Here is a 24423-nt window from a genome sequence, read left to right on the forward strand (position 1 = left end):
CTCACCCTATTCTTTCATTCCTGACATTGCGGTTCCCTGAACAAAGTATTTTTGTGCAAAAATGTAGATAATTAACAGCGGCAGCATGGATATAACTGTTCCAGCCATAACCGGGCCATAGAAGGAAATATTTTGCCCCGTGAACAAAGCTAAACCAGCAGGCAATGTCCGCATTTTCGAGCTGCTCGTCAAAATCAATGGATAGAGCAGGTCGTTCCAGCTATTCATTAATGTAAAGATTGCCAGAGAGAGCAAGGTCGGTTTACTTAGCGGAAGCATGATTTTCCAAAAAATACCGAATTCATTCAAGCCATCGATACGTGCCGCCTCTTCTAAGGATGCCGGCAGTGTAATGAAGAAGGAACGCATCATGAAAATCCCAAAGGCTGTCGTCATTCTCGGAATAATCAGTCCGGCATAAGTGTCCAGCAAGCCCAATAAATTGACCTCAATAAACAATGGAATCATAAACACCTGAAATGGAATCATCATGGTCAAAAGAACAAAATAGAACAAAGCGGATTTCCCTTTAAAATTCATTCGAGCAAAAGCATAGCCTGCCAACGAATCAAAGAAAATTGAGGTAATTACTGTACCTCCGGCGAAAATCACCGTATTTTTAATGTAATCCAACAATGGAATCGTCGACCATACCTTGATATAGTTATCCAAGGTGTAGTTATCCGCAAAAATTTTCGGTGGAAATGAAATGATGTCCTTCTCGTACTTAAACGAAGAAAGAATCAACCACAGAAAAGGAAAAGCGATGATAAACAGTACCAGCAGCATGCCTATGATACTGAGGACTTTTTTCACACTGACTTTTTTTCGTTTTTTCTCAACCGTTACGATTGTACTTTCAGTTACCATTCGTTTCCCCTCCTACTTCATTTGTTTTTCTTTACGGGACATGTACAGATTGGTGGATATCGCTATTGCGGCGATAATCACGAACAACACGGAAGACAAGGCAGAAGCATAGCCCAACTCATATGGAGCAGTAAAGCCTCGGCTATAGATATACTGCACCGCAGTCTCTGTCTTGAACTGAGGTCCGCCCGCTGTAGCTACATACACTTGGTCGAACACCTGCATCGAACCAATCAGATTCGTCAAAATACAAAAACCCAAGGACGGTACAATTTGCGGCAACGTGATATTAAAGAACTGTTGGCGACTGGTTGCCCCATCCATCTCCGCAGATTCATAAAGAGAAGGCGATATTCCTTGAATTGCTGTTAACAGAATCGTCATCGTCACCCCAAAGTTTTTCCAAACAGTCATAATTGCTACTGTCGGCATTGCCAAAGTAGGATCTCTGAAAAATTGTGGAATTGGCAGACCTAATTGAGAAAATAGGTACGGAATCGCACCGACATTCGGGTCCAGCAGCATAGAGAAAATAATAGCAATAGAAGTTAGTGAACAGATAACCGGTATATAAAATGTTGATCGGCAAAATCTGTTGAACTTCGTATTTTTCGAAAGAATTACTGCCGCAAATAACCCAACAATAATTTGCAGCGGCGTTTCCAATATGGTGAAATATAACGTATGTATCAGTGAATTAATCGCCCGCTCATCACTAAAAATTCGCATAAAATTATCAAGCCCGACGATATTTCTGTTCGTAAAGAAAATGTTTAAATCGGTAAAACTGATGGCGAATGTTCCCAACAATGGAACAACCGTAAACATCAGCAGAATCAAAAATGATGGTGCTAAAAACAAGTAGGCCGCTCGGCTTGGTCTGTTCCAATATCTGGCTAATGATTTCAACGTATACACCTCTCTTTAAAAGATTCTGAATAGAGTAAGACAGGAGGAGTTGCAAAAAGCATCGCATTGCAGGACTTTAGCAATCCATGCTGAGTTTATACAGCAGCCTTCTCCTGTTCTCATCTTTTCTATTCAGATAATAAAACCCTTTATTCCTTTTTTCGCCTAGTCTTCGATGCTCTTACAGCTTATTGACTCAATAAGTCGTTGATTGCTTTGTCCGCATCCTTCATCAGTTTTTCAGGGTCGTCTCCTGCCAACAGCTTCTCAATCAGAGGGTTGATGATATCATTATTGATTGCCGCAATCTTCGAAAAGCCTGGTAAGAACGGCTCTGCATAATCCATTTGCTTGGAAAGCTCAGAAACGATTTCATTGTTCTTCACTTCATCGTCTTCTGCTACAGAATTCAGATATGCCGGGAAGCCGTTCTCCACACTCCATTTTTTACCGATTTCTGTTGTATTCCAATATTTCAAGAATTCATAGATTGCTTCTTTCTTGCTACTGTCTGTACTTGCCGGAATGGCATAGCCAACACCATCAAGGATAGCTGTTTTTTCACCATCTTCAGTTGCTTGAGGTAAAGTTGTCACACTATAATTGATTTCATTCGCTTTCAACCCATTGTTCAGCCAAGGACCATTAATTTCAATTGCCAGTTGTCCTGCATTCATCAAATTATCCATTTCAGCACCGGAGATAGATTCCGGACCTGCTTTATCAACATGAATCATCTTTTGGATAGCTTTTAGCGTTTTCAAATTTTCAGGAGAGTCAAACTCGGATTTTGTATAATCATCACTTACCAGCTTCCCACCATTCGCAAGCATCCAGTTATAGAGTGGTGCGGTACCATCCTTGTTAAATACAAAGCCAGATACATTCGTACTGCTATCTGCCAGCTTAGGTGCCATTTCCGTCAGTTGTTCCCATGTTCTTGGCGGCTCTTCCGTATCCAAGCCGGCCTTTTCAAATAAGTCTTTATTCCAATACATATACATGCCCTGTACCTGCATCGGGATGAAATATTGCTGTTCGTTCACAACGCCGAGGTCAACCGCTGTTTCTGTAAAATCTGATTTATCTACACCGTCATAGTCCCAGAAGTCATCCAATGTTTGAACTGCTCCATTTTCTACGTATTGTGCAAAATCGGCATAGTTCAGTGCAATAAAGTCCGGTGCTGTTTTGGAAGAAATCGCCGGCGGCAGCTTCTCATTCAAATTTGCCCAAGTCATTACATCCATTTCAATCGTGATATTCTTATCATTTGTTTTGTTAAAATCATCCACGATGTCCTGTAATATTTCACCATCAGAAGCTGTAAACCCATTCCAGAATGTCAATGTCACTGCATCTCCTGAATCTCCACCGGAAGGCGAACCGCCTCCACCGCATGCTGCGAGTATACCTGCTGATACGAGTGCCATTGACCCTAATAAAAACTTCTTAAATCTCATTTGGAAATCCCCCTTGAATTTTCTTTTTTACTTTAATGTGCATCTGATCATATTCCAAGACAACGGTTGCAAGTGACAGTTGATTCCAGCATCGCTCAATCTGTATTCTTCTGACTCAACAGGCTTGACATGCCCGCTTTCCTCAGTGTTTACCTCTTTGATATCAAACCCGCTCATTTGAGAAAACTCTTTAACTGTTTCGACAGCCAAATCGCCGAAACCGATTTCAAAATCCAATACATCACGGCTGCGGTTTACTGCGAAAATAACTAGTTCGCTTTGTTCTTCATTCAGTACAGCGATCGATTCAAGATAAGGAACCTTTTCAAAATCCTTCGTTGCATATGTTTCCGATTCGATTAACGGCTGCAGCACAGTTCCTCTGCCATAATTGGATACCTGCATAAATGGATAGAAAATCGTCTGCTTCCATGCTTCCCCTTCCGAGTTAGTCATAATCGGTGCAATCACATTGACAAGCTGTGCCAGACAGGCAATTTTCACTCGATCACTGTGTTTTAACAAGGTAATCAGCAGACAGCCCAGTAAAAGGGCATCTTCAAAATTGTAATGATCCTCAAGTAACGGCGGTGCAACCTGCCAAGGTTTGACCTTTTCATCATGTTCATTGCTGTGGTACCAGATATTCCACTCATCAAAAGAAAGATTCATCTGTTTCTTGCTGTGTTTTTTCGCTTTTATTGCATCACACATTGCAGTTACTCCGGTGATAAACGCATCCATATCCAAGGAGCGAGCAAGATAATTTTCAAGATTATCTTCCTGATTCCCATAGTATTGATGTAAAGAAAGATAATCGACATACTCATAAGTATGCTCTAGAACCTCCAGCTCCCAGTCACCAAATGTTGGCATATGGCTATGCGAGCTGCCGCAAACCACCAATTCAATCGAGTCATCGACCAGCTTCATTGCTTTTGCCGTTTCAGCTGCCAGTCGTCCATATTCTTCTGCTGTTTTATGTCCAATTTGCCAAGGACCATCCATTTCATTACCAAGACACCAAGTCTTAATATTCAGTGGTTCCTCTAAGCCATTCTGTTTCCTCAGGTCGCTCCAATAACTTTCACCATTATAATTGCAGTATTCTACTAAATTTCTTGCAGCATCGATTCCCCGAGTTCCCAGATTGACAGCCATATTGATTTCTGTATCAGCTTTTTTCGCCCATTCGTAAAATTCGTGCAGCCCAACCTCATTTGTTTCCGTTGTTCGCCACGCCAGATCGAGTCTTTTTGGTCTCTGTTCTACAGGTCCTATCCCGTCTTCCCAGTTATACCCGGATAAAAAATTTCCCCCGGGATAACGGACAATCGGCACATTCAATTCCTTTACCAGCTCTAAAACGTCTCTTCTAAAACCATTTTCATCAGCTGACGGGTGATTCGGTTGATAAATTCCTTCATAAACCGCTCGACCCATATGCTCAATAAATGAACCATATAGTCTTGTATCTACCTCAGAAATAGAAAAATGCTTATTAATCGACAATTTCGCTTTCAAAACCAGCCCTCCTTTAATATTTATCTAAATAATAAAACAAATTGCAAACGCTGTCAATAATATTAATGTTAAATAAATAAAAATATATAAGTTAATCGTTAACATTTTTATTAATTATAGTTTGACTACTAGAATATCATTTTATATAATTAACATATATGCTAAGATATAAAGATAGAAGTTAAAGGTCGTGAGGTGACAATATGCAATTAGAAGTCAACGAAGAATCCTTACCTGTTTACGAGGCGTTAGCAAGCAAGGTGCGGATCAATATTATTCAACTGCTTTCAAAAAACAAAATGAGCGTGAAGGAATTAGCCAATGCATTAGGTTTAAGCAGCGCTATCATTACCATGCACATCAAAAAATTGGAAGAAGCCAACATCATCAAAACAGAAAAAGTCGGGCAAAAGAAAATTTCCAGTCTGCGGGTAGATAAAATTGATATCAACTTCCCAGAAAAAATCTTCAACGCTTTCGATTTCAAGGAAACATTTATTCCAGTCGGTCACTATACAAATTATCTCATCGAACCAACCTGTGGACTGGCAACAATTAACGAGTTTATCGGGGATGTCGACGAGCCTAAATACTTTATGGATACACGAAGAATGGATGCCCGTATTCTCTGGTTTACTAAGGGGTTTGTGGAATATCAAACGCCAAATTTTCTTTCTAAAAACGAAAAACTGGAGATGCTGGAAATCTCAATGGAAATCTCGTCAGAATTCCCTTTTGCCAACGATAATTGGCCTTCTGACATCACCTTCACACTGAATGGGGTAGAGTTAGGCACATGGACAAGCCCTGGGGATTTTGCGGACATTAGAGGAAAGTACACACCGGATTGGTACCCAGACAACCTTAATCAATATGGTTTGTTGAAGACGATTCGAATTACAAAGCATTTGACAAACATGGACGGTGTTTCCTTATCAGACATCACCATCGCTGATATTCCAAGCAATGAGGATACATGGCACTTACGAGTAGAGGTTAAAGAGGATGCCAAGAACGTCGGCGGCTGCACCCTATTTGGCCGTGGCTTTGGGAATTACGACCAAGACATCAAAATCAAAGTTTTTTATAGTTAGAAAACTAGAAAAGTGCAACGAGTCGGGAGCTCATGAGGCTAGAAAAGCAGAACGTACTTGGTCCGACTTGACCAAATACAAAAAAGGACAGAAGCGTCGATATGCTTCTGTCCTTTTATCGTTAGTCTTAATTCTGTTCAGTTATTATCTCGTCTTTTATAGTTTTCTCAGATTTTTCCTTCCACTCATTCAGCTGCTCGTATAGCTCATCCAAATCACTCCGTTTTTCATCCGAGGCAAAGCGGAAGACTCTATCTGGCATCTTTAAGGAAAGTGTACATTGATTAACTACCGCTGCTTTTCCGCTCTTTCTCAAAATACGGACTTTTTCTATTTCATTTTTTCGATACGTAAACTGATCCTCTTCAATCTTTAAAGTAAACGTTTCTTTATCAGAATCAATGAGCGAGACCTTCTTGCAGAAGAGTTTGTTGAACAGTTTTTTTAGCGGATTGGCAACAAGAAATATTACCATAGGAACTGAAATTCCAAGGAATAAAACCATATGCAGACTATTCGTTGAATTATTTTCAATTGGAAAAAATGCATTCACAATAGCAAAGCAAATAGCAGTACCTGTTACACCAACAATTAGAAATAACGTACCTACAGCAATTCGTAAAAATGGCGTACTACTGTACCTCAACCTTCTATTCTCTATAACCATTTTTTTGTATGAGCGATTTTTACTATCAAACCGTGCCACAAAAGTCCCCCCTTTTATTTTCTATCTTACTCAACATACTCACGCTCCTCAGGACAGACCAACCTCTGTCTTATAACGCGCTGTTCTTTCAGACTGTCGTCGCCATGTTTCTAAAAATTAGAAAATGTCGATACTTTCTTCATTTTTTTCTCTTTGTCGATTGTCGTTCAATCACTTGTGGTTCATATAGGATCGTTTCACTGATGATTTTCTTATTAATGGCTTGAATCATCCACGCTGCAGCATCCCTTCCAAGCTGTTCCTTTGGATGACTGATTGTTGTTAACGGAATTTCACCGGCTGTACTTAAGTAGGAATCATCCTGTCCAATAACTGCAAAATCTTCCGGAACTCGCTTACCGGAAGCAATCAATTGCTGTGTGAGCGAATTGGCAATTTCATCGTTATAGCAGACGATTCCCTCAATGCTGTTTCCATCAGTCAGAAGCTTCTGAACAACTCGTCCAATGACTTGTTGTTTTTCTTCAGTTGTATACGTAAAAATATTGGCAGAATCAAACATCATTTTTTTCTCTTCAAACGCTTCGATAAAGCCTTTCATCCGCAATTTTCCTTGTAAGTCATCTATCTTTATAATCAGTGCCAGCTGTTCAATCCCTTGGTCAAGCATAAATGAGGTGGCGACAAAACCAGCTTTGACATCATCCAAACTAATATATGGAATATCCAATTCTTCATAGCGGGAATTAATCATCACTACAGGCGTACCTGATTCCTTTAGAGATAGATAGTAAGACAGATTCGGATTGTACTGATTACTTCTCGTCGGTTCAACAATCAGACCATCTACCTGCTGAGCAATCATACTTTCCAGACACTTTCGCTCCTGCTGAGGGTCATTGCCGGTACTCGCCAGCAACAAGGAATAGCCGTTTTCTCGAAGCGTTTCTTCAATCCCTCGAATAATCGATGGAAAAATGTAATCTGAAAGATAGGTTGTGATAACACCAATCGTTTTTGTTCGTTTTTCTGAAGCTTCCTTTGTTTTGAAACGATCATCCACATAAGTACCTGAACCCTTTTCTTTCCGAAGGAAGCCTTCGTTTGCCAATAAGGCAATCGCTTGACGAATTGTGTGGCGACTAACCTGATAGCTTTCCTGAAGCTTCAGCTCAGGGGGTATCACTGTGCCTACGGGGTACTCTTCATTTAAAATTTTCGTGCGAATCTCGTCCGCAATTTGTTGGTATTTGGCTGCCATTTTCTTCCTCCACAAAAAATTTGTACGGTCATCTTTTATAATAGGGCTTTTTCCGAAAGGAAGCAAGTGGGATTTTTATTTAGAAAAGCGGAATGAGTCGCTCAGCTTATGTGCGATATAGAAAACTGACTCAGTGGTGCTCTTTACCACTGAAGGCAGTTTATCTTATCGTCAAATGAGCCTCGCATTCCATTCTACTAGCAGTTCCTACACTAGTAGAACTGGCATTGCTCTTTATAGCAAACAAAAAAGACCTGCCCTGAGCGAACAGGAATCAGGTCATTATTTTTTCGAGCAGGCTTCTTTCTTAAGAAAGCTCTGATTGATTTACACGCCAGCGTGAATAAGATTTACCCGGCAAAATCATAAAGACAAACATGATAATTGGACCAAATAACGGAATAAGATACAACAGAATCCACCAATTGCTTCGATTGGTGTCATGCAAACGGCGTGCTCGAACGGTGAAATTTGCCAGCCAAATTGCAAAAGACAGACCCATAAAAATAAACGCGTAGATATTCAGCTTGATAAACTCCTGTGTTTCAAAATTATAGTATTGGGAAATGTTCGTAATCATCCCATAGATAAACAGAACCAAGTAGTTCAATAGCTGAGGCCACCAATACTGCCCCCGTGTCGCTCTGGCATTCATTACCGTCATATTGCTCCAATATTCTTTATATGCTTCTATCATTTTAATCCTCTCCTCTCCATTAAATTATCCTCAATTTTATAAAACGATGCAATTGATAGGCTCAAGATAATGTTTAAAGAAGAGCAGCAGCACGTTAAGTTGGAAAAACAGATTGTTTCCCATCTACCGCGATAGCGGGTCATTACAGATAGAATACTTCGGTAAGTTGATACAAAAATAGAAACCTGGAAGCATTATAGCTTGCAGGTTTCTGCCCATTCTCGTTGTATAATCTTTCTTTCCTAATTAAGTGGTCAATGTCAGCAAGTTGCTTCCCACCTCTGCAAAATCGGCTGAAGATACATCAATTTGCTGGTATTGATTGGAGTTCGTTATAATAACAGGTGTGATTGGATTATAGCCAGCAGCCTTTATTTTTTCCAAATCAAAGCTTACCAATAAATCTTCTTTTTTCACCTTATCTCCTACTTTGACCTTTACATCAAAATATTCTCCCTCTAACTCCACTGTATCTAAGCCAATGTGCATCAATACTTCAGTTCCCTTATCAGTAATCATGCCAACCGCATGACCGGTTGGAAAAGCAACGGTTATTTCACCATCCGCCGGTGCAAGGAGCCTTCCGTCTTCCGGAATAACGGCAAATCCGCTTCCCAGTCCGCCTGTTGAAAAGACCTTATCGGGTACTTCACTTAAGCTGATAATTTTTCCAGTCAAAGGACTCGCTACCAAATCTTTTTGGTTCGGTAAAATCATTTCTGCATGACTTTCTTCCGGGATAGCGCTCTCAATTTTTTCAGGATTGTAGCCAAATAAATAGGTCCCTGCTGCTGCAATGATAAATGCCGCAGCAATTGCTATCAAAAATGATACGAAGCCTTCCCCCATAAATACAGGAATCGAAAGCAAGCCGACAGGTCCAGCTGCCAATGCAGCACTATTACCTGCTCCTGCGATTCCACCAGCTATCCCTCCAGCAACCAAGCCAATATAAAAGGGCTTCTTAAACTTCAAATTGACACCATAAATTGCTGGCTCAGTGATACTGAACAGTGCTGTTATCGAGGCAGACAATGCCATTTGGCGAATTTTTACATCCTTAGCCTTCAAAAATACACCGAATGCTGATCCAGCCTGAGCAAAGTTCGATGGGCCGGTCATTCCGTTAATTGTATTTCTGCCATACAATGCTAAATTATTGTAGCCAATGGGGACAATGCCCCAATGTAAGCCAAATACAACAAGAACTTGCCATACAGCACCTAAAATCACACCGCAAATAATTGGATTTAGTCCATAAAGAAACTCGTATGCACCACCAATTCCGCTGCTTAAAGTAGAGGTTACAGGTCCAATCAGAAGATAGGTCACAGGAACAACAATCAGCAGGCTCAGCATTGGTGTCAACACATTTTTCACTACAGGATGAATGTATTTATTACATATAAATTCTACCTTCGATAAGAAATACACAGCAAAAATAATTGGCAGCACCGAACTTGTATATCTTGCGAGCACTAACGGAATTCCAAAGAAATCAAGAGCAGACCCATCGGTAAATGCCTGCACTAAAGATGGATAAATCAATGCTCCCGCGACAGTTGCTGCAATAAACGGATTTGCTTTGAACTTTTTAGCTGAAGTATATGCCAGCAGTATCGGCATAAAATAGAACACTGAATCTGCCGCTGCATTCAATACCATATACCCGCCACTATCTGCAGCTAACCCTAAATTGGCTGCAATCATCAGTAAACCCTTAATCATCCCGCCGCCAATCAATGCCGGTAATATAGGAGTAAAGATGGAGGAAACCATGTCAATTGCACGATCCATCAGCTTCTCATTATGACTATCCTGTTTATCTGACTGAATGCCTCCATTAATGCTGCTATTTGCTTCAATCGCTTTGAATACGTCTGAAACTGTATTACCAATAACAATTTGAAACTGTCCACCACTCTCAACAACACTGACAACCCCCTCCAGCTTTTCAAGTGCTGAACGATTCGCCTTTTTGTCGTCCTTAAGCTTGAAACGCAACCGTGTTGCACAATGAACTAAAGAGCGCACATTCTCTTCTCCACCAACATCTACAATAATTTCTTTTGCTAAATAATCAAAACTCATGATTTTTACCTCCTGATTCGCCCTTTATCTATTTCGACTGGCCATTCTAAAATACGTATACGGCTTCCCTTTCAAAGAAATTGACAGCTGCATGACATTTTCAGGTGTCGTACAACCGGAAAAACCACCATCACCAATTGCATGGATATCCGCACCTGTTTCCTTCATCATCAACGCAATCATACGAATTGTATCCTGATCCGCACCTTCAACTGAGCTGTTTAAAAATGACATCGCCAACGTACCCGGCTTATAGCTATGAACAAACTGAACCAATTCCTGAATCATATGCACACTGATTCCATGTCTTGAACCCGGTGCAGGCAAATCAATCACATCTGCTCCCGCATCTATCAACTCCTTGATAATTTCTTTAGCCTCTCGTTTTGCCAACGGGTCGCCTAATACCTTTTCATCGATTCCATCCTCCCACTTTCCTGAGAAAATCAGCAAGTCTTCACCGACAAGCTCCCGTGCCCGCTTTGTCGAACGAATAATATCATCAATAGATGTCCCTGATCCCGGATTGCCGCCAAGGACAATAAAATCAGCACCTAATTCTTTCGCTTTTAAGATGTGTTCATCTGTTGCCAACATTCCCTCTGCATCGTACAACTTCTTCTCTGTAATTTTATTTTTTCCCGGACAGCCAAGATAGATGCCCACAGGAATATTGACTCTGCTTTTCAGCTCCGAAAGTGTTAGTCCCTGGAGCCCCGGATTATTACTGACTTCATTCAAATTAAAGGTATTCAGCATTACCATATCTGCTCCAAATGCAGCCATCAATTCTGTATTCGTAACACCTCGAACCAATCCCTCACTGGCAAAAAGTAAATGCTGAGCCATTACTACTCTTCCCTCTGATTTGAAAATCGACCGCTTCAACTCTCTACCGGACATCTTCTCAAAATCACTTTTAGAAGCACTTATCAGTCTAACTACCTCACTCATATCTGTTCCTCCCTTTCTACCTTTGCAATCATTTCAACGCGATTGGCATGACGACCACCTTCAAATGTTGCCGATAGCCACTCCCTGACAATCATTTTAGCCAATTCAGAACCAACCACACGTGATCCAAAAGCCAAAATATTGGTATTATTATGCTCCTTTGATAGCTTTGCTGAATAAGGTTCGCTGCAGACCACCGCACGAATTCCGTGAACTTTATTAGCTGTAATCGATATGCCGACACCTGTTCCGCAAATCAAGATACCACAGTCATAATGCTTAGAAGCAACTTCCTCCGCTACTTTTTTCCCGTATATCGGATAATCTGTTCTATCAGATGAATTTGGGCCAAAATCAGTCACCTCATGTCCCAGTTCTTTTAAATACTCTATAATTGCCGGCTTTAGCTCAAAACCGACATGATCACTACCAATTGCAATATTCATCTCAATTCTCCCCTCTGATTATGTATTTCTAATTCTCTTTTATATTTTTCACAGTGCATAAAACGAGTCTTCCATTACTATAATGATTTTCTTATTATACATTGATTCTTGTCTGCTTCGTCTCTTGAATAATTTCTTTATAGGATTTTTCTTTCCCGAATAACGTCGATGTTCCTAATACGAAGCCCGTTACACCAAGCTTAGAAAGCTCCACAATCTTCTCTGGAGAAATAGCACCATCCACCATCAGCTCAAACTCATATTTTGATTTTACAGCAGCTAACTCCTCTAATTTTCCATTCACAAACTCAAGATATTTTTGACCGGCAAAACCGGGGTTAACCGTCATTACCATCACATAATCTACCAAATATAACAGTTCCTTGATAGAAGCAACCGATGTACCGGGATTAATGGCAATACCGGGAATTTTTCCCAATGTACGAATTTTTTCCAATGTTCTGGTCGGCTGTTGATCGGCTTCTGGATGTATATAAATGATATCTGCGCCCATATTTGCAAACAGCTCAACATAATTTCCCGGATTGTTAATCATCAAATGAACATCGACTTGCTTCTGTGTAGCCGATCGAACGAATTCAAAATCCTGAATCCCCATAGAAAAGTTAGGTACAAACGAGCCATCCATAATATCCATATGAAAAATATCAACACCTGCTTTATCTAACAGCTTTACTTCTTCTTGTAATTTTGAAAAGTCCGCACACATCATTGAAGGACATAGTAATACGTCGTTCATAATAAAATCTCCTTTCGAGTAAACGATTACTCAAGCGAATAAAAAAATAACTCAGTAATTTTGAGTAATCGTTTTCCTTTTTTCGAGTTAAATATAGCACCTTATCTTTTTATTGTCAATAAAAATTTATTTTTTTCTGCTTGATTAATAAAATGAAACATGGGAAAATAAAGAAAATATAGAAGAAAATGAGTTATCGTTTACTCAGAAAGGTTCCTGACAATGAAAAAGGTTTCTATAAAGGATATTGCCCAATTGAGCGGCGTCTCTGTTGCAACAGTTTCACGCGTAATAAACAATAATGGTCGTTTTTCCGAGGAAACACGAAAAAAAGTGTTAGATGTCATCAAAGAAACGGGCTATCAAATGAACTTCAGCGCTAAAAGTCTGCGAATGAAAAAATCCTTTTCAATTGGTGTTCTTGTCCCGGATATCAGTAATTATTTTTTCTCAGATGTGGTTCAACAAATTGAAGAAATCTTATTTGAAAAGGATTACTCTACAATCATCTGTAATACTGCACGAAATGCTGACAAAGAAGCTGCTTACTTACAGATGCTTGAAAGTAAGATGATTGATGGCCTTATTGTTATTTCAGGAGCAGATGAATTCGGCTTTGACTACAGTAAATCGGAAAAAGACATTCCTTATATTTGTATTGATCGAGAACCAAAAAATAGTGAACAGACGATTTTTATTTCATCCAATCACTATCAAGGCGCGTTTGAAGCTGCCGAAGCGCTGATTCATTCCGGTAGTAAGCAACCGATAATTGCTATGCACAAAAGAGCCTCCTCTTCTGCAAAGGAGCGCTTCAAAGGCTTCAAGGATGCATTAAAAAAGAATAACATCGTCTTTGATGCAAAAAAAAATCAGCTATTACTAAATAGCGACAACTCCTATTCAGACACGTTAACAGCTTTCTTAAATCGTGTACCAGAGGTGGACGGCATTTTTGCAATCAATGATAATATCGCAATGGAGCTGTTACTGGAATTGCGAAGAGCAGGAAAACACATACCGAAGGATATCAAAGTGATTGGCTTTGATAATACGCCACAAACAAAGTATTCAACGCCTAGTCTCTCTTCAGTAAAGCAAAACACTCAAGGTATTGCTAATAATGCAGTGGAAAGCTTATTAGAGCTGATTAACCATCCTCATTCTGATAAAAAGGGCCAGTCCATTCTTCTGCCCGTCGAATTAATTCTTCGAGAATCCATTAACACTTGAAAGTGAATCGCCATTTGAAAATAAAAAAACGGAGGCTGCGGCCTCCGTTTTTCTGTCTATTCATTTAAATCCCAAACGGTAACCCTGTCAGCATCCAACCTAAGAAGAAGATTGTCCAGCCAACCAGAACACTTAAGGAATACGGTGTCATAATCGACATCAAATCACCAATCTCAAATTTCGGTGAATATTTCTTCGCAGCAATCAGCACAACCCCCATATAAGTCATCAGCGGTGTGATAATATTGGTAGAAGAATCGGCTAAACGATAAGCCGCTTGAATCACATCAGGCTTCAAGCTGCCATTCGATGCACTGTCTAACATTACGATAAAGATTGGCGCAAGCAGTGTCCATTTCGCACTGGCTGAGCCCATAAACAGATTGATAAATGCCGACAACAGGATAAACAGCAGAATCAAAACAAAATCATTTTGAATGTTCAAGCTAATTAGTCCTTGCGCCCCATGGTTGGCAATAAACTTGTCTAATCCTGAATAAGAGAAAATAGCCAGGAAATTACCGGCAAAAATGGCAAAGACCATGATATAAGCCATATCCATCATTGCTTTTGTTGTCACTTGAATGTACTCTTTCCCTGAAGTAATTGCGCCAACCGTACGGCCATAAGCAATAGAAGGAAACAAGAAAAGGCAGATCATAATAACAATGATATTATCCAAAATCGGATTAAAGGTTTTAATGGTTCCTGCCTCATCAATCACAGACTCATAGCTTTGCAGGATACCTGTGAAATACATAACAACAAATACGGCAATCACTACTAATAAAGCAATTCCAGCAGCTCTTAAACCTCTCCGCTCCTTGTCAGTCAATTCACCAACCTCGATTGCATCTTCTTTCGGAATCACGATTTCATGATGTTGTGCACGTTTCTCGATAAAACGATTTGTCACAACAGTCAATAGAACGGTTAAAAAGAAGGTTGATACAATCATAAATACCAAGTTCATCGTCACTGCATTAAACTCGAATTTTTGTCCCATTGTTTCTTCAACTACGTTTTGAGTAATGGCACCTAACAGTCCATCACCAGGTGTAGGGATTAACGCAGCCCCAAAGCCGGCAGATACTGAAGCGAAGGCCGCACAAATACCAATCAGGGGATTTTTACCTAACCCGGCATACAACGCACCTGCTAAAGGCACCAGCACAACATAGCCTGCATCTGATGCAATAGATGAGTTGATTCCTACAAAAACAATAACCGGAAGAATGTATTTCTCCGGTGTGGAATGTCCAACTTTCTTGATGATCGTTCCCAGCAGCCCGATTTTCTCCGCAAAGCCAAAACCGATAACACCAACTATAACGATTCCCAGCGGCGGATAAGAACGGAAGTTTTCAATGATATTGTACAACAGCCATCTGATTCCTTCAAAAGACAGCAGATTTTTTACTTCGTATGTGGTTCCTTCCTGCACTCCTGCGTACTCTCCTTGAGCGATAAAACTGATAATAATAATAATACCTATCAAGATAAGAAATAGTAAATTTGACTCTGGTAATGCTGCACCAATTCGTTCAACTAACCCTTTTTTCATTTTTCCATTTTTATTTTTCATAGATAGCCTCCAATTAAAAGATAGGCTTATTCTATCATAGTGACAAATTTCATACATTACATATCTAAGAAAATTCTGTGAGGGGACTATTAAAATTGCCATTTCATTAGATATAGATTAAAAAAATATCCGCCATTTTGTGTTCACTTTCTTTCCTATTTGCATCAAAAAAAGAGTGACCATGCCCTATAAATCAGCATCCTCACTCAAAAAAACGATTAAAAGCTTATATTCACTTTTGTTTGCTTATCATCTGAATGAATAGTTATCTTGCCATGATGGAGCAAAACAATTTGCCGACAAATCAAGAAGCCTTGACCGGAGCCTTCATATTCAGATACAGAGAGCTTTTTGCCGCGATTCATTTTTTTCAGCTGACTATCGGAAATGCGCTTCCCTGCATTGACAAGCTCAAGCTCTTTTCCAGAAATTGTTAGCTGTACTATTTCGTTTCCAGCAGCTTTGAAGGCATTATCTAAAAGATTATCGAATAGACGCAACAATAGCACGCGATTCCCCCTAAGCTCTTTTTCTCCGGAAATAGATAACTGCAGCTTTGGGTATTTATGGCTGAGGTTTTGGAATAGCTCACTCACATAGAACTGCTCCATTTTGATGGTGCCATCCGTCAAGTCTCCCATGATTAATAGCTGTTCGATGACCTCCTGCAGCTGCTGCGCTTCTTGAAATATCTCCTGACTCATCGTCGTCTTTTCTTCCTCTGTTGTTTTCAAACGCATCAAATATTCTGAATAGCCTGAAATAAGCGTTAACGGCGTTCGCAGCTCATGAGCAAGATTTTGAACAGGTCGATAAATCTTCTTCATTTGCCAATAAATAACGCCACTCAAAAAAATGGAGAAAAGAATACCAAACAGAAGGCTGTAGCGGATGCGCTGGTTCTGTTCTAAATAGACGGAAGAACTGTCTTTGATAAAAAACACCTCAAACGTTTCTTCACCTATTTCTTTGGTTTCAATATAGAGAAGATAAGTTTTTTCGTTCCTCTTTTTAACTGAAAGTCTGTCCATCGTATAACTCTTCTCTTCCTCCAGAAAAACATCCTTTGGGATCGAAGAAAAAAGTGTTCCGTCACGATTATTAGCTACTTGAAAATAGAACTGCTGCTGCTCGTTTATTACCTGTACGAGTTCCTGAGTATGGCTTGAGGCAAACTCCTCAGTTACCCTCTCAATAAGGAAATCACTTTCTCCTCTTAATTGTTTAAATAGTGCGACATCCTTAGTCAGTGATTGTTGAAAGCTATAGCTGACAAAGGCAAACAGCCCTGTGAACAAGAGTATTTGAAACAGCAATACCACAAAGAAAAAATTCTTTTTCCATAGCTGCATTTACTCCACTTCCAATCTGTAGCCCAGTTTAAAAACGGTTTTCAACTGCTCATCCAACTGCAGTTTTTTTCGAAGCCGCTGAACATGGACGTCCACAGTGCGCACATCACCACTGTAATCAAATCCCCATGCCAGTTGCAATAGTTGTTCTCTCGTCAATGCCATATTTTTGTGACGAATGAAAACCTCCAACAGACTAAACTCCTGAGGCTTCAAGTCAATCGTGCCTCCATTCAATTTGACCGTATATTTTTCAAAGTTCACAGTCAGATTACGCCACTTGAAAACTTCCTCCTCAGAATCAAAACGCCGTAGGACAACTTGAACACGGGCAATCAATTCGTCTAAAGCAAAGGGTTTTACGATATAATCCTCCGCCCCACTGTTTAATCCATGAATACGATCTTCAATAGCCGAGCGGGCGGTCAAATAGATAACCGGAATATCTTTCATGCTTTTGATTAGAGAGAAGCCATCCGTATCTGGCAGCTGGATATCCAAAATAATCAAATCAACTGTTTCCTTTTGTAAAACGGCAAGAGCCTCCATGCCATAATAAGCCTGGAGGCAGCTGTAGCCGACAGCCGTTAAGCTGCTGAATATCAGCTTGTTGATTTTCACTTCATCTTCAACGATCAAAATAGTTTTCATTTACTCTTCCTTTTTCTGTCTATTCCGGATGATCGGATAACTCAAACAGCTTCTGATCAATCTCCATAATGATTTCCGGGCTCAAGTCGCGGATTTTTCCATCCGGATCTATACCATGTTTTACACAGATTTCAACAATCGGCGTTTCAGAATCAATCTCGTCGGATAGCGCAGCTACATCACCGGAAAGTGTTTCTAGGGAATAAGCAAAGTCTCCGTTTTCTCCGAGAACAACCTCTCCATCTTCTTTCTGTTCATTTCTGGCAAGGATTGGCTGATTCCCATTCTCATAAAATGAAGCCAAAGCTACAAGATAATTAAACTGTTCTCCCTTGACCTCATTCATTTTAGTTTGATTGGCATCAAGTGTATATTTTTCCTCAAAATCTGCTGCAATCCGCGGATCATAGTTCAAAAAATCAACATAATATTCTCGTACCGACATTTTTTCGATTCGTTCAAATTCCTGTTGTGCTTTCTCTATCGCTTCTTCTATGTCTTCTTCATTGGAAGCCGCAACAATAGATTCCTCTGATAGATTTTGGGCAAGCGTGATTCCCCCAAAAAACAACCCGCAGATTACCACAGTTGCAATAATCAATTTTTTCCAAAGTCCAATTTTTTTCATAAGCTTTTCCTCCTTCATTCTTACAGTACCATTCTTTTAACAGCATATTTCGATCGTTGCTTTTTTATCAGCAACCAACTTGTTGATACTCTAAGAATAGCGGACAGTTATTGCCAAGTTGTAAACAACTTTTATTTTGGTTAGTTGAATTTATTTTTTTCATTTTTTCTCTTTCAAGTTATCCAGTTGCACCAGCATCCAGATACCTTTTTTGACTTATTATTATGATTTGAGTATATCATGATAGAGAGTGCTCCTGAACAGTGATTCGCTGATTCTTTTCTTTCAATCAATTATTTACGATTCAGAAGTCAAAGCATAGAAACTCTCTTATTACCTGCTACATTTCTGTCTCCATTTCATACTACCATTTGTCTGTCGTAATATTCAGAGAAATCCTTTATACTTTATATAGAAAGATGCCTGTGCTTGGTACTATATAAGGTACAGGACAATGACACGCGGAAAACAGCTCTACAAGCCGCTGCAGGAGTGAATTTACCATTGAAAATAACAATTGAACAATCCTATATCTGCGAAGCCGCTATTGCTGCTTCCTATTTGGCAAAAAAAAATACAAAGGAACTGCTTCCTTTTTTTTCAGAGAAAGAGCTTGAGAATTGGTCCAAGCACTATGAGAACTTTCTGAATCAGCAGAATCAGATGTATTTTCCGATGCTGTTTCTTTGGGATTTTCTCAGTGAAATGCCGAACAAAAACGATTTAAAAGGTCTTTTTACTGCCATTAGTCGTTTATCAGAAACAGAGCTGCTGATAAAAATGCTTCCTGGGTTGTCTCCGAAAGAAATCGAGGAGAGACAATTTTCTTTTGAGAAGGCATACTCCGGCTTCAAAACAGAGGCTGCTTTCCAAGAATTTTTGAATAAGCCCAGAGAGATGTTCCAAGTTGCTGAACAGCTTTTGACAGAACTCTCACAAGATACCTTTTTGAAAAAGGTGACGATACCCAAAGAAGAATTTCAAGCAGCTGAAGCATGGTTAACTACCCTAACCCAAAAATCAAGCTATTTGGACATGCTACGGACAGTCACAGGAAAGCCGCTTCCTGCCTTTCCGGAACCGAAAGAAGCCGTCTTAATTCCGACCAAACTCTATTACATACCGGTTATCGCTCATTCAGAAGATTTTTCCAAGCAGCTGCTGACTTTCCCAGTTGCTTTTGCCGGACCGGAGGAAGTAAGGATTTCACGCGAACGGGCGGTCAAGACCTTGAAGGTGCTCGCAGACGAAACACGTCTGGCGCTAATTGAGCTGCTGCTGCAAAAAAGCTACTCGGGCAAAGAGCTGGCAGAGCTGCTTGCTATTCGCCCCGCTTCAATCTCTCACCATATTCAACAATTACGTGAAGCTGGTTTACTGATGGAGTATCGTGAAGGAAATACCAAGTTTTTTGGTATCAATAAACGCATTCTTCGTCAGACACAGGACTATTTGGAACACATGAAAATAAAAAGCCATTGACTTTCCACAGCTCAAACAATAGAATTAGACAAACATCTAATTAGATGTTTGTCTAATTCTATATAAAGAAGGTGTTTTTTTGTTTGCAATCATACGTAGAAATTGGCAAATGTACCGTCGCTATTTTCCATTTACATTATTTATTAATCGAATTTTAGGTTCAGCCTTTCAGCTAGTCAGTGTTTGGTTGATTGCCAATTTTCTTTTTAACAATCGAGTGGATTCATTGACTGCGGGCTATATGACAACCGCTCACTATTTTACTTATGCAGCGATTGGTATTCTTTTTTATAACTTGGGCGTTGCAACCTTAATGAATGTTGGGCGCGCATTAATCACGGAAGTACGTGAAGGCACTTTGATGAGTCTTTTGATTACACCCTACAAGGTTTTTCAGTATTTTTCCGGTGTCTTTTTGGAGCAGCTTTGGCGGACGCTCTTGGAGTTCGCTGCATTGTTTGGAATCAGTAAACTGTTAGATGCCGACTTTTCAACAATCAGCCTCGGGGCTTGGACAGCAGGGATTGCCTTTACTATTTGGGTATCCTTCGGTATGAGTATCTTTCTTGCCAATATTATGCTTCAGCTAAGAGATACGTATATCAGTCAGAACACTTTATTTATCCTTATCTATCTCGTCTCCGGCATTACCTTTCCTAAGGAAATACTGCCAAAATTTTTACAATGGATTGGGAATCTTCTCCCCTTAACTCAGGCCCTGGAAGCCTTTCGTATCCTTTGCTTTCGGCCGGAAAAATACAACCAGCTTGCCTCACTCTTTATCGTCGGACTGCTTAGCTCTTCTCTCTACTTGTTGGCAGGACTGTACTGGTATAGAAAAACGGAACAGAAAATCATCAGCTACATTTTTGAATAGGAGTGAAACTATGTTAGAAGCAGCCCACCTTTATAAACAATACACCACCAAGACCCGCTTAGGACTTTTTAAAAGCGAAAAAATAACAAAGCAGGCAACAACGGATATTTCGCTGACTATCCCACCTGGGAAAATCATTGGGGTACTAGGAGAAAATGGCGCTGGGAAAACAACATTGATAAAAATGTTGACGACACTATTACTGCCAGACTCGGGAACCATCCAATTAGATGGCGAAGATATCAATCAACAACTGAAAAAAACACGTAAGCGAATCAACATGATTGCCGGAGGAGAACGCAATATTTACTGGCGGCTAAACGCATTGGAAAATTTACACTATTTCGGCTCTCTATATGAGTTGCCGAAGAAGACTATCGACGAACGTTCTGAACAGCTGTTAAAGCAATTCGAGCTTTGGGAAAAGCGGCATATCCCCGTGGAGCAGTTTTCTAAAGGGATGAAACAGCGGCTGCAAATCGCCAAAGGACTGATTAATAATCCTGATTATCTCTTCTTGGATGAGCCGACACTTGGACTGGATGTTCAGATTGCGAAAGAACTGCGACAGACAATCAAACAGCTGGCAACACAGGACGGTAAAGGAATCCTGCTGACCACCCACTACATGGCTGAGGCGGAAGAGCTTTGCGATTATATTTATATTATCGATAACGGTGCTATTTTGTTGTCTGGAACGAAAGAAGAGATTTTCTCTCAACTGAATTTGACAAAGCAGGTGGTTTTCACTGTGCCCCTTTCAGATACTGAAGTGCTCAACCAATACCTGTCCGATTGGTCTGACCCCTTTGAAATAATTGAAAAGGATGACATGCTGGAAGTCCGCCTTTTTACTAATCAGCCGGATCTGCGTAAAATCATTAATTTCTTTTCTGATAAAAATATCGACCTGCTGCAGATAGAAATCATCGACCCCACCTTAGAATCTGCCCTGCTAGCGTCGAAGGAAAGGAGCGTTGAATAATGAACCTCCTACTCTTGCTTAAGGCTGAGCTGCGGCGAACCTTTTTGAATGATAGTATCAACAGCTTTTACCTTTTCTCCATGATTCTGTGGCCAATCGTTTCTTTTATCCAACTGAGCTATAACTACCAGATTTTCCCTATTGACTCACTGAAAATCTCTGGTATTCATTCTCAGAAGGAACTATTGTATTTTGTTTTTATCGGCTACTGTGCACTGACCTTCTTTCAAAATATCGTCCAAAGCGCTTGGCGCTTGGGCTATGAGCGACAGCAAGGAACACTCAGCCAGATTTTCATGACACCGGTCAATAAGCTGAAATGGCTGTACAGTCGAACCTTTGCCATGCTTTTTGGTAATGCCTGGTTTTTCCTGTTACTATTCGTTTTAGGAAATTTATGGTACTCAGGGATAACCAGCCATAGTCTTTTAACTGCTCTGCTTTCAGCCGTTCTGATTAGTATTGGCGGATTAATTTGGGGTGCTTTTATCGTCAGCTTTTTTGTAATTTTGAGGGATGGAACGATTCTTTATGTATTTTTAGAAGGACCTCAAGAAGCCTTCAGCGGAGTAAAAGTTCCATTATCCGTTTCTCCCATACTGATTCAGTTTATTGGTTCTCTTTTCCCTTTATCTTATACAATCATGCTTTTGCGTCATTTATTGATTACGAAACAAAATTTTACTACTGAAGCTTTATGCTTTGTCGGTATCAACCTCTTTCTGGTGCTGTTGACCAGAATCATTTTGAGCTATGGGGAAACCTACATGCGAAAAACCGGAAACTTTGATTTATACTGATTTCATACATTCGGCAATCTCAAGAGTAAGTAATCTGCACGCTGGAAACAGCTATTGATTGAGTCCAGCCAAGAAACAACGTATAATTTGAGTAACCAAACGGAGAGGGGCGAACCCCGATGTATTCACTAGCCAAACGATTGATTACTGAAAAAGATATTCGCAGGAAAGTCGCGCTGCTGGAAAACCTAGTCAACCATCCTCAGCTCACTGCCAGAGAACTAGCTGAGCGTATCCAGACAACACAGCGCACGGTGTTCAATGATATACAAGGACTACGAATGGAGCTGCCGGAAGGCTGGTCATTAGAGGCAGACGGCAACAATGGACTTTCTCTTACCTCCACTGAACATGCCACAACCAACGAAGTCTGGGAATATTTCATGAAGGATTCCATTAGCATTCAAATTATCAGAGAGCTGCTTTCTTCAAAAAGTGTCCAGGTTCAATCCTTTTTGCATGCACAAGGAATTTCGTTTGAAACCCTGAAACGCCATCTAAACAAACTGAATAAAGAATTGAAGGCTTTTCAATTAAAAATCAGTGTATCTGGTGCTTCCTTTGAATGGGCAGGTGATGAATCAAGTATCCGTATTTTCTACCATCGCCTTCTGTTGCCTTTTACACATAATAATTTCTTTTTTGATGAGTACCCGATTCACCAAGCCAATTATGCACATTTCTTACGCCGAATTAACCGAACACTATTGAAAGTAGATACGGAGGAGGTTTTCGGGACCTGCTGGTTTTTCATTAACACGATTCGAATAAAATCAGGCTGTCTAATTGAAGATATGACCTTTGAGAAGAACGATATACTGTTCAACCTTTATCAGGAAGAATTGGAAAAACTCTATATCTTAGAGGGCATACACCTGAATCCAACAGAAGCCTTTTTTGCCTTCTTTGCTTTTATGGAAAGCTGGAATTACAGTACTCCGCCAACAGATGAATTAAAAAATATTCTGCTGAAGAATTACGAACTGCTTTACTCTGCTTGCGGACAGTTTATGAATCAGCTGATTGAAAAATTACATCAGCCAAAGCTTGAGGATTCACCTTTATTGGATAATTTAGTTCTGTTTTTATTGAAGTACTATGAATCACGGCGATTATCTGATAGATTCTTGTTGGAATATCAAGAACTATTTCCTTTCAGCCAGCAACGATTTCCGGCGCTTTATCAGCTAATCCAGAAAGAAGTAGCCAGTTATGAGCTGACCTATCTGCCTCATTCAGGCTATGTACTGAATACCATCACACTACTGGTGCGAGAAGCCATGTATCTTGTCAGTCCCAAACAAATTACCGCTTATTTCCTTTTTCAAGGCGAGCCTGCGTGGAAGAACTTTCTTTTCAGAGAGCTGCAGGACCTCACAGGAAATCGAGTACAGGTGGAAGCTGTTAATACGGATGGACTTGAGAATGCTCAGTTAACAGAGAACGATTTGATTATTTCCAACTATCCGTTGGCGAAGAAATATAAGCAGACCATCGTGTATATTTCATCAATCCCCACTCAAAATGAGCTGCAGGAATTGCGTGAACTGATTGTGCCACTTTACTTATAAGAAAATAAAAACAGTGCTTGAAGCAGCAACTTTCATTTGCCCTTCAAGCACTGTTTTTATCAGCTATCTCCCCTATTTTCCCAATACAATCAAATTAGATAATTGATGAAAACCGTTTTTAAGATAAAATTCTTCTGCAGGAACGCCTTTTTCCGTATTCAGAATCATGCCATCCAAACCAAGCTTGCTGATTTCCTCCTCAATCCCAGCTAAAAAGGCACTACCAATCCCTTTTCCCAGAAAATCGACTTTGACACAAAACTCATCAATATAATACTCGACCCCATTAATCCATGGCTTTTTCATTCCCAAGCAAAGACCGACCAGTTCTCCGTTTTTCAATGCCGCAAAGTTCAAGTAACAGGACTCTGCCATAAAATTTCTGATAAGCGTTTCTACCTGCTCAAAGGATTCATACTCTTCATTCCATGGCTCTTGACTGAATACCGAAATATACAAATCCGCGGCTGCTTTTACTTGCTCTTCCGTTAAATATTGAACGTCCACCAGCGCACCTCTATTC

At 40.1% G+C, this 24423-nt stretch carries 23 protein-coding genes; 7 read left to right on the forward strand and 16 right to left on the reverse strand.

The window, feature by feature from the left end:
* Positions 1 to 6: 6 nt before the first annotated feature.
* From IW510_RS13330 to arfA, 4 genes are all read right to left on the reverse strand, one after another.
* Positions 7 to 870: a carbohydrate ABC transporter permease gene (locus IW510_RS13330; RefSeq protein ID WP_202060469.1), complete on the reverse strand. Its 864-nt coding sequence runs from the start codon at positions 868 to 870 to the stop codon at positions 7 to 9.
* Positions 871 to 882: 12 nt separating this feature from the next.
* The gene (locus tag IW510_RS13335) at positions 883 to 1779 is read right to left on the reverse strand and encodes a carbohydrate ABC transporter permease (protein WP_202060471.1); all 897 of its coding nucleotides are present in this window, start codon (positions 1777 to 1779) and stop codon (positions 883 to 885) included.
* Positions 1780 to 1967: 188 nt separating this feature from the next.
* A complete protein-coding gene (locus tag IW510_RS13340) occupies positions 1968 to 3242 on the reverse strand; it encodes an ABC transporter substrate-binding protein (protein ID WP_202060472.1) in 1275 nt (424 codons plus the stop codon).
* Positions 3243 to 3269: 27 nt separating this feature from the next.
* Positions 3270 to 4766 carry an arabinosylfuranosidase ArfA gene (gene arfA, locus IW510_RS13345; protein ID WP_442896429.1) on the reverse strand — a complete coding sequence of 499 codons (1497 nt, stop codon included), beginning with the start codon at positions 4764 to 4766 and terminating at the stop codon, positions 3270 to 3272.
* A gap of 203 nt (positions 4767 to 4969) precedes the next feature.
* Between arfA and IW510_RS13350 the strand changes: the two genes are divergently transcribed.
* A complete protein-coding gene (locus IW510_RS13350; RefSeq protein WP_202060473.1) occupies positions 4970 to 5860 on the forward strand; it encodes an ArsR/SmtB family transcription factor in 891 nt (296 codons plus the stop codon).
* A gap of 127 nt (positions 5861 to 5987) precedes the next feature.
* Here the strand turns inward: IW510_RS13350 and IW510_RS13355 are convergent, their stop codons facing one another.
* The 7 genes from IW510_RS13355 to rpe form a co-directional block, all read right to left on the reverse strand.
* The gene (locus tag IW510_RS13355) at positions 5988 to 6566 is read right to left on the reverse strand and encodes a hypothetical protein (RefSeq protein ID WP_202060474.1); all 579 of its coding nucleotides are present in this window, start codon (positions 6564 to 6566) and stop codon (positions 5988 to 5990) included.
* 139 nt (positions 6567 to 6705) lie between these two features.
* Positions 6706 to 7788, reverse strand: a complete 1083-nt coding sequence (locus IW510_RS13360) for a GntR family transcriptional regulator (protein WP_202060475.1) — start codon at positions 7786 to 7788, stop codon at positions 6706 to 6708.
* 307 nt (positions 7789 to 8095) lie between these two features.
* The gene (locus IW510_RS13365) at positions 8096 to 8485 is read right to left on the reverse strand and encodes a DUF805 domain-containing protein (protein WP_202060476.1); all 390 of its coding nucleotides are present in this window, start codon (positions 8483 to 8485) and stop codon (positions 8096 to 8098) included.
* 246 nt (positions 8486 to 8731) lie between these two features.
* Positions 8732 to 10576: a beta-glucoside-specific PTS transporter subunit IIABC gene (locus IW510_RS13370; protein ID WP_202060477.1), complete on the reverse strand. Its 1845-nt coding sequence runs from the start codon at positions 10574 to 10576 to the stop codon at positions 8732 to 8734.
* Positions 10577 to 10600: 24 nt separating this feature from the next.
* A complete protein-coding gene (locus IW510_RS13375; protein WP_202060478.1) occupies positions 10601 to 11530 on the reverse strand; it encodes a DUF7916 family protein in 930 nt (309 codons plus the stop codon).
* A complete protein-coding gene (gene rpiB, locus IW510_RS13380; protein WP_202060480.1) occupies positions 11527 to 11976 on the reverse strand; it encodes a ribose 5-phosphate isomerase B in 450 nt (149 codons plus the stop codon). The genes IW510_RS13375 and rpiB overlap by 4 nt, the downstream gene beginning before the upstream one ends.
* A 94-nt stretch (positions 11977 to 12070) precedes the next feature.
* A complete protein-coding gene (gene rpe / locus IW510_RS13385) occupies positions 12071 to 12736 on the reverse strand; it encodes a ribulose-phosphate 3-epimerase (protein WP_202060481.1) in 666 nt (221 codons plus the stop codon).
* A 222-nt stretch (positions 12737 to 12958) separates the two neighbouring features.
* Between rpe and IW510_RS13390 the strand changes: the two genes are divergently transcribed.
* Positions 12959 to 13969, forward strand: coding sequence for a LacI family DNA-binding transcriptional regulator (locus IW510_RS13390; protein ID WP_202060482.1), 1011 nt, complete (start codon positions 12959 to 12961; stop codon positions 13967 to 13969).
* Positions 13970 to 14033: 64 nt separating this feature from the next.
* On the opposite strand, the gene IW510_RS13395 is transcribed toward IW510_RS13390, so the two are convergent.
* From IW510_RS13395 to IW510_RS13410, 4 genes are all read right to left on the reverse strand, one after another.
* The gene (locus tag IW510_RS13395; protein ID WP_202060485.1) at positions 14034 to 15554 is read right to left on the reverse strand and encodes an AbgT family transporter; all 1521 of its coding nucleotides are present in this window, start codon (positions 15552 to 15554) and stop codon (positions 14034 to 14036) included.
* 218 nt (positions 15555 to 15772) lie between these two features.
* Complete coding sequence (locus tag IW510_RS13400; protein WP_202060487.1) at positions 15773 to 16906, reverse strand: sensor histidine kinase; 1134 nt, start codon at positions 16904 to 16906, stop codon at positions 15773 to 15775.
* On the reverse strand, positions 16907 to 17557 hold the full coding sequence (locus IW510_RS13405) for a response regulator transcription factor (protein WP_202060488.1): 651 nt from the start codon (positions 17555 to 17557) through the stop codon (positions 16907 to 16909).
* Positions 17558 to 17576: 19 nt separating this feature from the next.
* A complete protein-coding gene (locus IW510_RS13410; RefSeq protein ID WP_202060490.1) occupies positions 17577 to 18185 on the reverse strand; it encodes a hypothetical protein in 609 nt (202 codons plus the stop codon).
* Positions 18186 to 18689: 504 nt separating this feature from the next.
* On the opposite strand from IW510_RS13410, the gene IW510_RS13415 reads away from it, so the two are divergent.
* From IW510_RS13415 to IW510_RS13435, 5 genes are all read left to right on the forward strand, one after another.
* A complete protein-coding gene (locus tag IW510_RS13415) occupies positions 18690 to 19667 on the forward strand; it encodes an ArsR/SmtB family transcription factor (RefSeq protein ID WP_202060491.1) in 978 nt (325 codons plus the stop codon).
* A gap of 79 nt (positions 19668 to 19746) precedes the next feature.
* Positions 19747 to 20544 carry an ABC transporter permease gene (locus IW510_RS13420; RefSeq protein WP_236674746.1) on the forward strand — a complete coding sequence of 266 codons (798 nt, stop codon included), beginning with the start codon at positions 19747 to 19749 and terminating at the stop codon, positions 20542 to 20544.
* A 10-nt stretch (positions 20545 to 20554) separates the two neighbouring features.
* Positions 20555 to 21529: an ABC transporter ATP-binding protein gene (locus tag IW510_RS13425; protein WP_202060494.1), complete on the forward strand. Its 975-nt coding sequence runs from the start codon at positions 20555 to 20557 to the stop codon at positions 21527 to 21529.
* Complete coding sequence (locus IW510_RS13430; RefSeq protein WP_202060495.1) at positions 21529 to 22329, forward strand: ABC transporter permease; 801 nt, start codon at positions 21529 to 21531, stop codon at positions 22327 to 22329. Before IW510_RS13425 ends, IW510_RS13430 begins: the two co-directional genes overlap by 1 nt.
* A gap of 119 nt (positions 22330 to 22448) precedes the next feature.
* Complete coding sequence (locus IW510_RS13435; RefSeq protein ID WP_202060496.1) at positions 22449 to 23900, forward strand: helix-turn-helix domain-containing protein; 1452 nt, start codon at positions 22449 to 22451, stop codon at positions 23898 to 23900.
* A 72-nt stretch (positions 23901 to 23972) separates the two neighbouring features.
* Here the strand turns inward: IW510_RS13435 and IW510_RS13440 are convergent, their stop codons facing one another.
* Entirely contained in the window at positions 23973 to 24407 is a 435-nt protein-coding gene (locus tag IW510_RS13440; protein ID WP_330932657.1) for a GNAT family N-acetyltransferase, read from the reverse strand.
* Between the last annotated feature and the right edge of the window lie 16 nt (positions 24408 to 24423).

Origin of the sequence: Enterococcus sp. BWR-S5, assembly GCF_016745255.1 — a bacterium.
In the GTDB taxonomy this organism is placed as follows: domain Bacteria; phylum Bacillota; class Bacilli; order Lactobacillales; family Enterococcaceae; genus Enterococcus_L.

Excerpts from the sequence above, each read along its gene's own strand:
- IW510_RS13330 (WP_202060469.1), bottom strand. The coding sequence starts at position 870 with ATGGTAACTGAAAGTACAATCGTAACGGTTGAGAAAAAACGAAAAAAA.
- IW510_RS13340 (WP_202060472.1), bottom strand. The coding sequence starts at position 3,242 with ATGAGATTTAAGAAGTTTTTATTAGGGTCAATGGCACTCGTATCAGCA.
- IW510_RS13350 (WP_202060473.1), top strand. The coding sequence starts at position 4,970 with ATGCAATTAGAAGTCAACGAAGAATCCTTACCTGTTTACGAGGCGTTA.
- IW510_RS13360 (WP_202060475.1), bottom strand. The coding sequence starts at position 7,788 with ATGGCAGCCAAATACCAACAAATTGCGGACGAGATTCGCACGAAAATT.
- IW510_RS13365 (WP_202060476.1), bottom strand. The coding sequence starts at position 8,485 with ATGATAGAAGCATATAAAGAATATTGGAGCAATATGACGGTAATGAAT.
- IW510_RS13370 (WP_202060477.1), bottom strand. The coding sequence starts at position 10,576 with ATGAGTTTTGATTATTTAGCAAAAGAAATTATTGTAGATGTTGGTGGA.
- IW510_RS13375 (WP_202060478.1), bottom strand. The coding sequence starts at position 11,530 with ATGAGTGAGGTAGTTAGACTGATAAGTGCTTCTAAAAGTGATTTTGAG.
- rpiB (WP_202060480.1), bottom strand. The coding sequence starts at position 11,976 with ATGAATATTGCAATTGGTAGTGATCATGTCGGTTTTGAGCTAAAGCCG.
- rpe (WP_202060481.1), bottom strand. The coding sequence starts at position 12,736 with ATGAACGACGTATTACTATGTCCTTCAATGATGTGTGCGGACTTTTCA.
- IW510_RS13390 (WP_202060482.1), top strand. The coding sequence starts at position 12,959 with ATGAAAAAGGTTTCTATAAAGGATATTGCCCAATTGAGCGGCGTCTCT.
- IW510_RS13395 (WP_202060485.1), bottom strand. The coding sequence starts at position 15,554 with ATGAAAAATAAAAATGGAAAAATGAAAAAAGGGTTAGTTGAACGAATT.
- IW510_RS13400 (WP_202060487.1), bottom strand. The coding sequence starts at position 16,906 with ATGCAGCTATGGAAAAAGAATTTTTTCTTTGTGGTATTGCTGTTTCAA.
- IW510_RS13405 (WP_202060488.1), bottom strand. The coding sequence starts at position 17,557 with ATGAAAACTATTTTGATCGTTGAAGATGAAGTGAAAATCAACAAGCTG.
- IW510_RS13410 (WP_202060490.1), bottom strand. The coding sequence starts at position 18,185 with ATGAAAAAAATTGGACTTTGGAAAAAATTGATTATTGCAACTGTGGTA.
- IW510_RS13425 (WP_202060494.1), top strand. The coding sequence starts at position 20,555 with ATGTTAGAAGCAGCCCACCTTTATAAACAATACACCACCAAGACCCGC.
- IW510_RS13430 (WP_202060495.1), top strand. The coding sequence starts at position 21,529 with ATGAACCTCCTACTCTTGCTTAAGGCTGAGCTGCGGCGAACCTTTTTG.
- IW510_RS13435 (WP_202060496.1), top strand. The coding sequence starts at position 22,449 with ATGTATTCACTAGCCAAACGATTGATTACTGAAAAAGATATTCGCAGG.